This window comes from Bradyrhizobium sp. ARR65, assembly GCF_000472385.1.
Taxonomy (GTDB): domain Bacteria; phylum Pseudomonadota; class Alphaproteobacteria; order Rhizobiales; family Xanthobacteraceae; genus Bradyrhizobium.
In genome coordinates this window covers 30,203-43,585 of the sequence record NZ_AWZU01000057.1, presented here as the reverse complement: position 1 = coordinate 43,585, position 13,383 = coordinate 30,203, and the positions used below count along the sequence as shown (strand labels likewise).

The 13,383-nt window shown below is 63.8% G+C and carries 16 protein-coding genes; 9 read left to right on the top strand and 7 right to left on the bottom strand.

Translation table 11 applies throughout. The features are described 5' to 3' along the window. From F758_RS0137150 to F758_RS0137135, 4 genes are all read left to right on the top strand, one after another. On the top strand, window positions 1-427 hold a 427-nt coding region (locus F758_RS0137150; protein WP_024512597.1), incomplete at its 5' end, for a chemotaxis protein CheW. A gap of 68 nt (window positions 428-495) precedes the next feature. Next, window positions 496-861, top strand: a complete 366-nt coding sequence (locus F758_RS0137145) for a response regulator (RefSeq protein WP_024512596.1) — start codon at window positions 496-498, stop codon at window positions 859-861. Window positions 862-937: 76 nt separating this feature from the next. Beyond that, the gene (locus F758_RS0137140; protein WP_024512595.1) at window positions 938-2,113 is read left to right on the top strand and encodes a protein-glutamate methylesterase/protein-glutamine glutaminase; all 1,176 of its coding nucleotides are present in this window, start codon (window positions 938-940) and stop codon (window positions 2,111-2,113) included. Continuing rightward, a complete protein-coding gene (locus tag F758_RS0137135) occupies window positions 2,110-2,982 on the top strand; it encodes a CheR family methyltransferase (RefSeq protein ID WP_024512594.1) in 873 nt (290 codons plus the stop codon). Before F758_RS0137140 ends, F758_RS0137135 begins: the two co-directional genes overlap by 4 nt. 241 nt (window positions 2,983-3,223) lie before the next feature. Here F758_RS0137135 and ctrA read toward each other — a convergent pair whose 3' ends face one another. Then, window positions 3,224-3,925: a response regulator transcription factor CtrA gene (ctrA, locus tag F758_RS0137130; protein ID WP_024512593.1), complete on the bottom strand. Its 702-nt coding sequence runs from the start codon at window positions 3,923-3,925 to the stop codon at window positions 3,224-3,226. Window positions 3,926-4,291: 366 nt separating this feature from the next. Here ctrA and fliI point away from each other — a divergent pair, with 366 nt between their 5' ends. From fliI to F758_RS0137110, 4 genes are all read left to right on the top strand, one after another. Further along, window positions 4,292-5,617, top strand: coding sequence for a flagellar protein export ATPase FliI (gene fliI, locus F758_RS0137125; protein ID WP_024512592.1), 1,326 nt, complete (start codon window positions 4,292-4,294; stop codon window positions 5,615-5,617). 109 nt (window positions 5,618-5,726) lie between these two features. Continuing rightward, window positions 5,727-6,146, top strand: coding sequence for a flagellar export protein FliJ (gene fliJ / locus F758_RS0137120; protein ID WP_024512591.1), 420 nt, complete (start codon window positions 5,727-5,729; stop codon window positions 6,144-6,146). Between the two features lie 358 nt (window positions 6,147-6,504). Further along, on the top strand, window positions 6,505-7,050 hold the full coding sequence (locus F758_RS0137115) for a sigma-70 family RNA polymerase sigma factor (protein WP_024512590.1): 546 nt from the start codon (window positions 6,505-6,507) through the stop codon (window positions 7,048-7,050). Between the two features lie 108 nt (window positions 7,051-7,158). Beyond that, window positions 7,159-8,106, top strand: coding sequence for an anti-sigma factor (locus F758_RS0137110; protein WP_024512589.1), 948 nt, complete (start codon window positions 7,159-7,161; stop codon window positions 8,104-8,106). 54 nt (window positions 8,107-8,160) lie between these two features. Here the strand turns inward: F758_RS0137110 and F758_RS0137105 are convergent, their stop codons facing one another. Genes F758_RS0137105 through F758_RS46870 form a run of 4 tightly spaced genes read right to left on the bottom strand, consistent with a single transcriptional unit; the run spans window position 8,161 to window position 11,326 of the window. Next, complete coding sequence (locus tag F758_RS0137105) at window positions 8,161-9,054, bottom strand: alpha/beta hydrolase (protein ID WP_024512588.1); 894 nt, start codon at window positions 9,052-9,054, stop codon at window positions 8,161-8,163. Between the two features lie 11 nt (window positions 9,055-9,065). After that, window positions 9,066-10,043: a threonine/serine dehydratase gene (locus F758_RS0137100; protein ID WP_024512587.1), complete on the bottom strand. Its 978-nt coding sequence runs from the start codon at window positions 10,041-10,043 to the stop codon at window positions 9,066-9,068. Window positions 10,044-10,064: 21 nt separating this feature from the next. After that, window positions 10,065-10,382, bottom strand: coding sequence for an antibiotic biosynthesis monooxygenase family protein (locus tag F758_RS0137095; protein ID WP_024512586.1), 318 nt, complete (start codon window positions 10,380-10,382; stop codon window positions 10,065-10,067). 41 nt (window positions 10,383-10,423) lie between these two features. Further along, window positions 10,424-11,326, bottom strand: coding sequence for a TetR/AcrR family transcriptional regulator (locus tag F758_RS46870; RefSeq protein ID WP_198026656.1), 903 nt, complete (start codon window positions 11,324-11,326; stop codon window positions 10,424-10,426). 276 nt (window positions 11,327-11,602) lie between these two features. On the opposite strand from F758_RS46870, the gene F758_RS0137085 reads away from it, so the two are divergent. Further along, the gene (locus tag F758_RS0137085) at window positions 11,603-12,028 is read left to right on the top strand and encodes a GFA family protein (RefSeq protein ID WP_024512584.1); all 426 of its coding nucleotides are present in this window, start codon (window positions 11,603-11,605) and stop codon (window positions 12,026-12,028) included. A 206-nt stretch (window positions 12,029-12,234) separates the two neighbouring features. On the opposite strand, the gene F758_RS50290 is transcribed toward F758_RS0137085, so the two are convergent. Together F758_RS50290 and F758_RS48675 are read right to left on the bottom strand one after the other, a co-directional pair. Next, a complete protein-coding gene (locus F758_RS50290; RefSeq protein ID WP_157450344.1) occupies window positions 12,235-12,573 on the bottom strand; it encodes a hypothetical protein in 339 nt (112 codons plus the stop codon). A 97-nt stretch (window positions 12,574-12,670) separates the two neighbouring features. Then, the gene (locus F758_RS48675) at window positions 12,671-12,994 is read right to left on the bottom strand and encodes a septal ring lytic transglycosylase RlpA family protein (protein ID WP_084305980.1); all 324 of its coding nucleotides are present in this window, start codon (window positions 12,992-12,994) and stop codon (window positions 12,671-12,673) included. Window positions 12,995-13,383 lie beyond the last annotated feature (389 nt).

Genomic DNA, 13,383 nt, shown 5'->3' with positions numbered 1-13,383 from the left:
TGTCACCGCCGTGATCGGCGGCCAGCTGTTCGGGCTGCCGATTTCCCGCGTGCAGGACGTGTTCATGCCGGAGCGGCTGACGCGGGTGCCGCTCGCGGCGGTCGAGATCGCCGGCGTCTTGAACCTGCGCGGCCGCATCGTCACCGTGATCGACATGCGCGCCCGGCTCGGGCTGCCCAGGGCCTCCGACGGCAAGCCGCCGATGGCGGTCGGCGTCGACCTGCGCGGCGAGTCCTACGGGCTCCTGATCGACCAGATCGGCGAGGTGCTGCGCCTGCCCGAGGACAGCCGCGAGGACAACCCCGTCAATCTCGANCCNCGCCTCGCCAAGCTCGCCGGCGGCGTCCATCGCCTCGACGGCCAGCTCATGGTCGTCCTCGACGTCGATCGCGTCCTCGAAATGGCGCCCGACGCCAAGGCGGCGTAGGCGAAGATGGCATCGCATATCATTGCGAAACAAACATGCTTTGAGGGCACCGGGAGTAGGAGACTCACATGAGAACATGCCTGGTCGTCGATGACTCGAGCGTCATCCGAAAGGTCGCGCGCCGCATCCTGGAAGGCCTGGACTTCCAGATCATCGAAGCCGAGGACGGCGAGAAGGCGCTAGAGGCCTGCAAGCGCAGCATGCCGGACGCGGTGCTGCTCGATTGGAACATGCCGATCATGGACGGCTACGAGTTCCTCGGCAATCTGCGCCGCATGCCGGGTGGCGATGCGCCCAAGGTGGTGTTCTGCACCACCGAGAACGATGTTGCCCACATTGCGCGCGCCCTGCACGCGGGCGCCAATGAATACATTATGAAGCCCTTCGACAAGGACATCGTCACGGCGAAGTTCCAGGAAGTCGGCCTCATCTGATTTTGCTTTCGATCCGGCGGCTGTACGGCCTTCGGCGTCGCGTTCGTGTTGTGCCGTCAGTCATAGCTGGTGATCAATGAGTGTTGCGTTAGCGAGTGTTTCGACCCTGAGTTCGGCCAAGCAAGAGCCGTTGCGGGTCATGGTGGTTGATGATTCCGTCGTTATCAGAGGTCTGATTTCCCGCTGGATCGGCGCCGAGCCCGACATGGTGGTCGCCGCGTCGCTGCGCACCGGGCTCGAAGCGGTCAACCAGCTAGACAAGGTTAAGCCTGACGTTGCCGTGCTCGACATTGAAATGCCGGAGCTCGACGGAATTTCCGCGCTGCCGCAGTTGCTCGCGAAGAAGCGCGATCTCATTATCATCATGGCCTCGACGCTGACCCGTCGCAACGCGGAGATCAGCTTCAAGGCGCTCTCGCTCGGTGCGTCCGATTACATTCCAAAGCCCGAGACGACCCGGGAGCCGGCCGCCGCCGAGATCTTTCATCACGACCTGATTCAGAAGATCCGCACTTTTGGGGCCAAGGTTCGCCGTGCGGCGGCCTCGCCGGCGCGCCCGCTCGTTCACCCTGCGCCGCTGGCGCCGGTGCTCGACAAGCTCCACGACGCGACGGCGAGGCCGGCAGTGGTGCATCCGCAGTTGAAGACCCGCGCTTTCAGCCTGCATCAGCCGCGCGTGCTGCTGATCGGCTCGTCCACCGGCGGCCCGCAGGCGCTGATGTCAGTCGTCACCGATCTCACTCCAGTGATCGACCGTTTTCCGGTGCTGATCACCCAGCACATGCCGCCGACCTTCACCACGATCCTGGCCGAACATCTGGCGCGTTCGAGCAAAAGGCCGGCGCATGAAGCGATCGACGGCGAAGTCATCAGGGCCGGCCGGATTTATCTCGCGCCGGGCGGCCGCCATATGCGCGTGGTGCGTCAGGGAGTGGATGCCGTGATCGCGCTCGACGATGGCCCGCCGGTGAATTTCTGCAAGCCCGCCGTCGATCCGCTGTTCACTTCCGCGACCGATTTCTGGCAGGGCGGCACGCTTGCCGTGGTCCTGACCGGCATGGGCTCGGACGGGATGCGCGGCGGCAAGGACGTCGTTGCGGCCGGCGGCAGCGTGATCGCGCAGGATGAGGCGAGCAGCGTGGTTTGGGGCATGCCGGGCGCCGCGGCCAATGCCGGAATCTGCGCCGCCGTGCTCCCGCTCAACCAGATCGCACCGAAGCTGGTTCGCTTGTTTGCGGGGGATCGATCGTGACGCCGGCAGACTACGAGTTCCTGCGCAAGCTCCTGAAGGAGCGCTCCGGTCTCGACCTTTCCGCCGACAAGCAATACCTGGTGGAGAGCCGGTTGATTCCACTGGCGCGACGCGCGGGACTTTCCGGCATTCCCGATCTGGTCGTGAAGATGAAAGGCGGAGCCGAGGCGCTGATCGTGAACGTGGTCGAGGCGATGACCACCAACGAGACCTTCTTCTTCCGCGACAGAATTCCCTTCGACCATTTGCGCGAAACCGTTGTGCCCGCCTTGCTGCAGTCGCGCGCCGCCCGCAAGTCGATCCGCATCTGGTCCGCCGCCTGCTCGACCGGGCAGGAGCCCTATTCGATCGCGATGTGCCTGAAGGAGATGACGCACCTCCTTTCGAACTGGCGTATCGAGATCGTCGCGACCGACCTGTCGCAGGAGGTGCTCGAAAAGGCGAGATCAGGCATCTACAGCCAGTTTGAAGTGCAACGCGGCTTGCCCATCCAGCTCCTGGTCAAGTATTTCACGCAAATCGGCGAGATGTGGCAGCTCAATCCCGAGATCCGCAGCATGGTGCAGCACCGGCAATTGAACCTGCTGCAGGACTTTTCCCATCTCGGCAAGTTCGACGCGATCTTCTGCCGCAACGTCCTGATCTATTTCGACCAGGAGACCAAGGCTTCGATCTTCGAGCGGCTGCTCAAGGTGATCGAGCCCGACGGCATGCTGATGCTCGGCGCGGCCGAATCCGTGGTCGGCATCACCGACACGTTCAGGCCCTATCCCGACCGCCGCGGCCTCTACCAGCCGAACCCGCTCCGCGGCATGCCGCCGGCATTCGGCGCGATGCCGCAGGTGATGAAGCTCGCAGCCGCACGCTGAGCTGCTGTCAAAGCGCGTGATATTCTCTTTCCGTCTTCCTGAGACGGTGAGAGTTCGAAGCCACCTCGGTCCTGGACGATATTGCTCTTGCTGTACAATCGCGCGCGGCAGGAGGCGTGAACCGTTGCCGGTGATCGGGGGTTTTCGTCACCGGATCAATCCCCAATAAAAAAACCCGCCATTGGCGGCGGGGTCCAGTCCGGGAGGACGAGCCGGAAGTCCCGGCTCACGGAAGAAGCGATCAGGCGGGGATGCGCTCATCGAGATCGTGCGGCTCGCGCAGCACATAGCCGCGGCCCCAGACGGTTTCGATGAAGTTGCGCCCCTCGGAGGCATTGGCGAGCTTCTTGCGCAGCTTGCAGATGAAGACGTCGATGATCTTCAGCTCCGGTTCATCCATGCCGCCGTAGAGATGATTCAGGAACATTTCCTTGGTCAGCGTGGTGCCCTTGCGCAAGGAAAGCAGCTCCAGCATCTGATATTCCTTGCCGGTCAGATGCACGCGCTGGCCGCCGACTTCGACGGTCTTGGTGTCGAGATTGACGACGAGATCGCCGGTCTGGATCACCGACTGGGCGTGGCCCTTGGAGCGGCGCACGATGGCGTGAATGCGGGCGACCAGCTCGTCCTTGTGGAAGGGCTTGGTCATATAGTCGTCGGCGCCGACGCCGAGACCCTTGACCTTGTCCTCGATGCCGGCCAGCCCCGACAGGATCAGGATCGGAGTCTTGATCTTGGAGACCCTGAGCTGCTTGAGCACGTCGTAACCGGACATGTCGGGCAGGTTGAGGTCGAGCAGGATGATGTCGTAGTCGTAAAGTTTGCCGAGATCGACGCCCTCCTCCCCGAGATCCGTCGTATAGACGTTGAAGCTCTCGGACTTGAGCATCAATTCGATCGACTGCGCGACGGCGCTGTCATCTTCAATCAGCAAAACGCGCATGCCAGTTCCCCATAGTCGCCCCTCCGGGCGTCAGGTCGGCCGCACTTGCGGCACACAAAACGCCTTTGAACAACTGATTCGGATCCTGACGACTCATGGTTAACAAAAACTGATTCTGATCCGCAAGGTCCCACGGTGCAATTTTTGTCGAATCGCCCTAAGATATTGCGTCGAAGCAGCTTTTCGTATCCGTCCTCGTTCAAGTTCCAGTTTAAGAGTCGGGGTTAACCGACTCTCTCGACTCGCTGTTCTTCTGAGCAGGCGAGCGTCTCCAGTCACCAAAGACAGTGACGCAATGATTAATGATGCGGGTAAACACGAAGTTAAGCTCTGCAGCTCCCTTCGCCGAAACTTAAGGTTTCGCCGATGAAAGCATTGGCCGAACAGATCGGCGACATCGACGGCGTCAATATTTATGGCCGAGTTGTGGGCGTCCGCGGCCTGATGGTCGAGATCGCCGGGCCCATTCACGCGATGTCGGTCGGCGCCCGCATCGTGGTCGAGACCGGCGGCAATCGTTTCATCCCCTGCGAGGTAATCGGCTTTTCCGGCAACAATGCGGTGGTGATGCCGTTCGCAGGGCTGGAGGGCGTGCGGCGCGGCTGTCGCGCCGTCATTGCCAATGCGGGCAACCAGGTGCGGCCCACGGCCGCCTGGCTTGGCCGGGTCATCAACGCCATGGGCGAGCCGATCGACGGCAAGGGGCCGCTGCCGCAGGGCACGTCCCCGATGCCATTTCGCAACAACCCGCCGCCGGCGCATTCGCGCAAGCGCGTGGGCGCCCCGCTCGATCTCGGCGTGCGCGCGCTCAATACCTTTCTCACGTGCTGCCGCGGCCAGCGGCTCGGCATTTTCGCCGGCTCCGGCGTCGGCAAGTCGGTGCTGCTGTCGATGCTGGCCCGCAATGTCGATGCGGACATTTCTGTCATCGGCCTCGTCGGCGAGCGCGGCCGCGAGGTGCAGGAATTCCTGCAGGACGATCTGGGCGAGGAGGGCCTGGCACGGTCGGTGGTGGTGGTGGCGACCTCGGACGAGCCGGCCTTGATGCGGCGCCAGGCCGCTTATCTTACGCTCGCGATCGCCGAATATTTCCGCGACGAGAACAAGGACGTGCTCTGCCTGATGGACTCGGTGACGCGCTTTGCCATGGCGCAGCGCGAGATCGGGCTGTCCGCCGGCGAGCCGCCGACCGCCAAGGGCTACACGCCGACCGTATTTACGGAGCTGCCGAAGCTCCTGGAGCGTGCGGGGCCCGGCACCGGCGACGGCAGCATTACCGCGATTTTCACCGTGCTGGTCGACGGCGACGATCACAACGAGCCGATCGCGGACGCGGTCCGTGGCATCCTCGATGGCCACATCGTGATGGAGCGGTCGATCGCCGAGCGCGGCCGCTATCCCGCGATCAACATTCTCAAATCGGTCTCGCGCACCATGCCGAAATCGGCCGATCCGGCCTTTCTGCCTGTCATCACCAGGGCGCGCCAGGTGATGGCGACCTACGCCGACATGGAGGAACTCATCCGCCTTGGGGCCTACCGGCCGGGCTCGAGCGCCGAGGTTGACCTCGCGATCCGGCTGCATGAGCCGCTGGAGGCATTTCTGCGCCAGCGCAAGGACGAGGCATCGAGCCTCGCCGACGGGTACCGGGCGCTTGAACAAATCCTAAAGGATTTGGCAACGGAAAGCTAACTTTGTCGGGCCATCATCCGCGCCAGCTATTAACGACACCGGCGGGTCCCCCAAAGGCATACCCGCTCGGTCCCGCATCTGAAACGGGACTTCTGGGGAGTATGAGTCGATGAAGTCACGCGAAACGCTGATCCGCCTGAAGAAATTTCAGGTCGACGAGAAGCGCCGGAGAGTTGCCCAGATCGAAGGCATGATTGCCGATTTCCAGCGTATGTCGGCCGAGCTCGAGCGCGAAATTCAAAGCGAGCAGGAGCGCGCCGGGATCAACGATCCCTCGCATTTCGCCTATCCGACCTACGCCAAAGCCGCGATCCAGCGCCGCGAGAACCTGCTGCGCTCGGCCGAAGAATTGAAGGGCCAGCTCGAAGACGCCAAGGGACATCTGGCGGAGGCCTTCGAAGAATTGAAGAAGGTCGAGCTCTTGGACGAGCGCGACCAGGCGCGCGAGCGCGCCGAGGAAAACGCGCGCGAACAGGCCGATCTCGATAGCATCGGATTGATGCGCGCGCGCCTCGGCGTCATCGCCTGATCGGCGCTCAGGCGTTTCGGCGCCGACCCAGGAGAGCCCGGACCGCGCGACGCCGGGCGTTCTGCTTTTGCTGGCCACGGCGGCGAGCCAAGCAGTTGGTGGACAGCGTGGTCGGGGACCGTGTTACTATTGTTTTTTGATTAGGGCGCGCTCTCGCACCGTCATCCTGAGGCGCGAGCGGAGCGAGCCTCGAAGGATGAACGGCCGCGCTGCACCAACGAGGTCGTCGCCTTTCGAGGCCGCCGCTTCGTGTCGGCACCCCCAGCGACAAACGGCAAAGCCGTTTGCGGAGGGGTGACGGGGTTGCAAGGAGAGCGCATCGCTAAGCGCAAGGGGGCCGCGGTTTGGGGGATGCTCGATGCTGACGCCGCCTGAACTGGTCTGGCTGATCGCCGCGGTGGCGAAGGGCGATGAGGAGGCGTTCGAGCGCCTCTATGCAGCGACGCGGGCGAAACTTTACGGCGTTGTGCTGCGTATCTTGCGACGGCAGGATCTCGCGGAGGAGGTCATTCAGGACACTTACGTCAGGATCTGGAACGGCGCCGGCCAATTCGATCCGGCGCGCGCTTCGCCGATCACGTGGATGGCCTCGATCGCCCGCAACCGCGCCATCGACATCGTTCGAAGAAAGGGCGAAAGCGCGATCGAGGAGGAGCAGGGGGCGCTGGAGGCCACGGCGGAGACCCCGGATCCGCTGGCCCGCCGGGACATGACCGAGGAGCTGAAGCGTCTCCTGGAATGCATTGGCCGCCTGGAGCCGGACCGTCAGCGGCTCGTCCTGCTCGCCTATTACAACGGCTGGAGCCGGGAGCAGTTGGCGGCGAAATTCGAAGCTCCTGTGAACACGATCAAAACCTGGCTGCGCCGCAGCCTGCTGGACATCCGCGAGTGCCTTGGACTTTGAGTACGATGAAATTAGCCCCAGTTCTCACGGGATCGGAGGTCGACCTCTCCCGAGCGGGGAGAGGTGATCTGCGGAAGCCCATTCAACCGAACGCGAATAACAGCGCTGATGCCCTATAGCGAGGACCATATTGCGCTCGCCGCGGAATATGCGCTCGGGACGCTCGAGCCCGACGAACGCGTGCAGGTCGAGACCATGATGGCCGTGGACAAGGATTTCGCGGCGCTGGTCGAGGCCTGGCGGTTGCGGCTTGGCGCGCTGAACCAGATGGTCGGCCTGGTCGAGCCGCGCCCGGTGGTCTGGGAGAATATCAGAAACGCCATCCGCCATGCCGAGCCCCAAGCCCCGCTGATCCTGCCCGAAGCGCCGCAGGTTCAGCCTGCGCCGGCCGAGCCGGCGGCTGAGGCCGGTGCTTTGGCACCTCAAGCGAGTGGCACACCGCCAGCGGCAACCGTCGCGCCGGCCGCCGACGATTCCAATGTCATCCGCCTCGCCCGCCAGGCACGGCGTTGGCGCGGCATCGCGAGCGCGGTCGCGGCGATTGCGGCCGCGCTGGTTGCGCTTCTCTGTCTGCAACTCTTTGCGCCGAGCCTGTTGCCTGACGCGCTGCGCCCGCCGCCGCAAACGAAAGTCGTCGAGGCGAAGCTTCCCGCCGCCGCGCCTCGAGCGGCTGCGCAATATGTCGCGCTGCTGCAAGGGCAGGGGGGTGGCCCCGCTTTCATTTTGACGGTTGATGGTGCGACCAGGAATTTCACCGTGCGTAAAGTCGGCGCCGGCGACGTCGAAGCCGGCAAGTCTTACGAACTGTGGCTGATCTCGGACAAGCTCGACCGGCCACGCTCGCTCGGCGTCATCGGTAGCGACGAGTTCACCACACGTCCGCTGCCGTCATCCTATGATGCCGACGTCATCAACAGCGCGACCTACGCGGTGACGGTGGAGCAGGCCGGCGGCTCGCCCGACGGCACGCCGCATTCGGACCCCGTGTACTCCGGCAGGCTGATCGAGACGGTGCCGGCTGGCGCGGCAGCGGAAGGGCAGTCGCAGAAGCGGTAGCGCACGTGCGACCGGCCGCTGTCGGCGGCATCAAATCCTGTAAGGCACCGATGCTTATCCACCCGGCAACCGGCCATTCCGCAAGAACGCCATCAGAATGCGCGCCGTTTCGTCCGGAAACTGATCGACGAAGAAATGGCCGCCTGGCAAGGAGGCCTCGGTCACCATCTCGCACCGTTTGCGCCACTCCGCCGGAATATCGAACAGTTTCGCCATCACACCGGAGGCGCCGTAGAAGACCAGCGTCGGGCAACTGACCTTGCGGTCGATGTCGGCTGCATCGTGCTCGAGGTCGATGCTGGCAGCCGCCCGATAGTCGGAGCACGAGCCGTGAATCATGGCGGGCTCACGCCAGGAGCGGCGATACGCCGCGAGCATGTCAGGATCGAAGTCCGACGTCTTGGTGGCTCCCCAGCCGACAAGGCAGGTCTCGTAGAAGAAATCGGGATCGTTGCCGATCAGGCGCTCCGGAAAGGGCTCCGGTTGCGAGAGGAAATACCAGTGCCAGTAGCTGCCGGCGACCTTGCGGTTGGTATCCATGAACATGGCGTAGGTCGGCACGATATCCATCACCGTCAGTGAGAGAACGTCCTCGGGATGGTCGAGCGCCATGCGATGCGCGGTGCGGCCGCCGCGATCATGTCCGACCAGGTGGAAGCGCTCGTATCCGAAATGTCGCATCAGGCGGAGCTGGTCCTCCGCCATTGTCCGGAACGCATAGTTCGAGCGATCAGGCAGACAGCGCGGCTTGTCGGAATAGCCATAGCCGCGCAGATCGGCACAGACGACCGTAAAGTGCTCGGCAAGCTGCGGGGCGACCCGCGCCCACATGGCTTTGTTTTGCGGAAAGCCGTGCAGCAAAAGCACCGGCGGACCGTTGCCGCCGATCACGCAATCGATCGCGACCTCGCCGACGAACACTTGCTCACGGGAGAATTGGTCGAACATTATCGCGGCTCCTATGCTGCGAACGCGACAGCATCCGTATTCGCGCCGCTCAAGACGACGCCAAGCTGTTCGCCGGGACGCGGCCGATATGCGCCGCAAAGGACTGCCGCGGCCGCAGCGGCTCCGCCCGGCTCGATGGCAACGCGTAAAATCTCCCAGAGCCGCCGCTGCGCTTCGCGGATCGCCTCGTCGCTGACCAATATGACCGACCGGACATGGCGGCGCGCAATTGGGAATACCCGCTCGCCGACCCGCCGCGGCGCCAGCGAGTCCGCAGCGATCCCGCCCGCCGGCGCATCCACCGGCGCGCCTGCGCGCAGCGCGTATGTCAGGGTCGGCGCCGACTCCGGCTCGACGCCGATCACGGCGGCCCGCCCCGCGTACCAGGCAGCGATTCCGCCGATCAGCCCGCCGCCTCCGACCGACACCAGGAGGATGTCGAGTTGCGGCACCTGCGCCTCCAGCTCGAGACCGATGGTCCCCTGGCCCAGCATGGTTTCCGCCTGGTCGAAGGCATGGATCGCCATCGCGCTTGACTGCGCCGCCCAGGCCTGGCTCGCCGCCAAAGCGTCGGCATAGCGCTCGCCGACGACGCTCAGATCCGCGCCGTAGGCACGGATGCGCGCGAGCTTTGCTGGCGAGGCGACGCTCGGTACGAAGATTTTCGCACGCACGCGCAAGCTGCGCGCGGCATAGGCGACCGCGGCGCCGTGATTTCCGCCGGAAGCGGCGACCACGCCTGTGGAAGGCACGTTGCGCGACAGCAGATTGGCAAAGGCACCGCGCGTTTTGAACGAGCCCGCATGCTGCAGGAACTCCAGCTTGAAATGCAGCGGTCCGGAGCCAAGCTCGAAATCGGCGAGATCGGCCGTCAATACCGGCGTCATCCGGACATAGGGCCGGATCACTCGCTCGACCTCGCTAATCCTTTTCCGATCGAGCGGCTCGGCCGCGGCCTGGCGGATAGGAGTTTCCCTTGTACTGGTCACCGCACTTCTCCCCAGCGGGGCTCAGCGCGCCGGCCACGACGGGGCGAGCACGTCGTAGTGGCGCACGAACTCGTCGAAACGCGACAACATCGCTCGTGCCTCGGGCTCGACCACGGCGGCCTCGGGGGCTGCCCCGGCAAATGCCTTGAGCGCCTCGATGCTGTCCCACAACGTCACTGCCAGGAATTCGACGTCATCGCGTGCCGTTCGCTTCAAGAGGTAGGCGCCGCGATGGCCGGGCAGCGAGGCAAGCGAGGGGAACACGCGGTGGGTCGCATGGTCCTGATAGCGAGGTGCGTTCTCCGCTGTCGTCTCTCCGCGCCAAATGCGTGCGATCACGATTCTTCTCCCATTTCCTGATATTCCCTCCGCCAAGCGGCTCACTCCGTGCTGGTCTCGCTGTCGCGCCACAGGCAGATCACGCTTCCGTACGCGGTCACGCTTCCGTCGGCGTCAACGACATCGATCTCGATGGTGACGAGGCGCCCATCGCCGTCGTTTCGGATCGATCGCACCGAGGCCGCTTTGGCGCGGACCGGCACCGTCTGCGCGCTGCCGTTCATCGCTAGCTGAACGACCGACCAGGCGCCGCGCGGCAAAGGCGGCGAAATCGAGCTGGCGGCATCGAGCGCCGCGGTTTCGATCAAACCCGATAGAGAAAGCTGCGGCAGCGGCGTCGGCGACGGACGTTTTCTATGCGGCGCAATGGCAACCCAGGCCGCGTCGGCGAGAATATCGGTGAAGGATGTCGGCCGCTGTGTGGTCAGTCCCGACAGCCAGCGTCTTGCGACGAAATGGGCCGGGCCGTTGACCAGTGCCGCCAACGCCGTGAGCGGCAGGTCGCGCACGATGCCGGTCTTAACCAGCGGCGCCATCCAGTCGCGAATATGACCCGCGGTAGCGCGATTGAGCTTTCGCACTTCGCTCCCGTGTGCCGGCTGCCAGTCCGGTCGGCCGCGCTCGTACATGAACCAGGCGAGATCCCGGTTCGCTTCGACCCAGGCGAGGTGATGCTGCACCGCCGCGCGGATGGTGGCGCGCGCCGCCTTGGCTCCGGAGTGCTGCTCCAGCGCCTTGACCAGCCCGCTCTGATACGCGGCGAGCCCGCGCAGATAGAGCGCTTCCGCAATCGTCTCCTTGCTCGGGAAGTGATGGAACAGGGCCCCATTGCTGATGCCGGCCCGCGCCTGGATTTGCGCCGTCGTCGCGCGATCGAAGCCGACCTTCGCAAACACCGCCAGCGCGGCGTCCAGGATCACCTGTTTGGGATCGCGGCTGCTCATCAACAGAGCATTGCTCCAGAGTGTCACTCTGTCAAGCGAGAAGCTGTTCCTGCTGGAGTTGGCCATCGGCAAGCGCAGCGTGGATGGGCGTAGCGAAACCCAGGACTTGATCGCATCCTCACCCCCTGTGTCGCTTTGTTCATGCAGGTCACTCGCCCTCGACTCCGGACGTGGAAGTCAGTTTAATTGGGTGCTGCTTCGGCGACACTTGGTGGACCGCGCTCGCCACAATGCGGGCACGGCGTGAACGATATCAACGAAAACAGGGAGGTTCGGATGGCAACACATCATGGAGAATGCTTCTGCGGCGCCGTGAAGATCGAGGTATCAGGCGATCCGGAAGGCATGGGCTATTGCCATTGCCGGTCATGCCGGTCGTGGTCGGGCGGTCCGGTGAACGCCTTTTCGCTCTGGAAGCCGGACGCCGTCCGTGTGACGGCGGGCTCCGACCAACTCGCGATGTACCAGAAAACACCGGTCAGTCAGCGCCAATACTGCAAGACATGCGGCGGCCACGTCATGACCAACCATCCGCCTTTGGGGCTGATCGATGTCTTTGCCGCGACCATTCCGACCCTCGATTTCAAGCCGGGCGTGCATGTGAACTACGGCGAGACCGTTCTTCCCATCAAGGACGGCTTGCCAAAATTCAAGGACTTCCCGAAGGAATTCGGCGGCTCGGGCGAGATGGCTTCGGAGTAGCAGGGGAAGTCTGGGGGCTTGGGCGCAAGATACGGCGGAGGCGCATCGTTTGCCCCCGCCGGCGATCACGATCAATCTAGGTCTGTTGCCGGAGTTCTGCGATGCGCGTGAAAGACCTCCTTGAAATCGGCGAAACTGGCGCGCTCCCATTAGCGGGCTTCGGCCTGGCCGCGATTCTCGTCCCATATTTCGTCCCTTCACTGCGCTCACGCGCGGGCGACCTCGTCAAGGCGTCGGCCAAGCTGTTTCTCGAAGCCGAATTCGATGCGGATAACGCGCTCACCGAGTGGCTCGTCGACACGACGGTCGATGCGCTGATGCGCGTTCCCTTTGAGAAGCCGATCGAGCAACGCAGGCAACACACGGACCGGGTGCTCGATCGCTTCTTCTCGAGGGCGCATGCGGGTGCTCGTCGGCGAGGCTTCGGTCATGAGGACAGGGGAAAGAGGTATCAGAAGCACCTCGCTGTGATCGAGCGGGCCTTGAGGCGGAAACAAGCACGCGCCGGCGCCGCTCACGCTCCGATGTTCGCGCACGCCCTTCATCGGGTCGCAACCGAGCGTCACGCTCACGGCCTGCGTTAGCACATCCGAGGCGGGTACAGCGCACAATGACTTCGCGCGCCTATGCTCATTTCCCGCGTCAGCGGAGAGAGACCGTTGCAGTCCCGTCCATGCCGAGCACACGGGCCGCTCCATCCGATAGGTCTATGCACCGTCCCTTCACGAATGGGCCGCGGTCATTTATCCGAACCGTAACGCTTCTCCCGGTTGATTGTGAGGTGACCGTGACGTGAGAGCCGAATGGTCTGGAACGGTGCGCTGCGGTCATCGCGCTTGGGTTCATCCGTTCGCCAGATGAGGTTCGGCCGCCGCTGTAACCGTAGCGGGAAGCGATACAGGTTTCAGCGAACGCAGGAGCAGCTAAACAAGCGACGGCTAAGGCGGCGCATAGCGGACCTACCATTCTCCCACTCCCAAGAGCCTGAACATCAAATTTTTCCGGCACCCGACGAGAACATCATGAACGGATGGCCAGCGGCCGCCGCTGCGGAGCCGCGCAAGTCATATCGGTCCGCTTGTGTCTAGCGCTGCTGCTACGGGGTCAAAAACGCTGATTTCGCTGCACGTCGACTCGTTCGGATGAACGCTGGATTCCGAGCCAAAGTCGAAGTCGCGAACAGCACGGCGACGGTGAAGCCTGACAGGACCACTATCGCGAGCCGCCGCGCCAGCGATGTTGATTCGGGCTATGTTCTGCCGCCGTCGGGTACGGCCGCCTTCTGCATGATCATGTTCGCTCTCAGATTCTGCACGTCGTGCAGGCTCATTCAGCATCTCCAAGCGCGCTTCGAA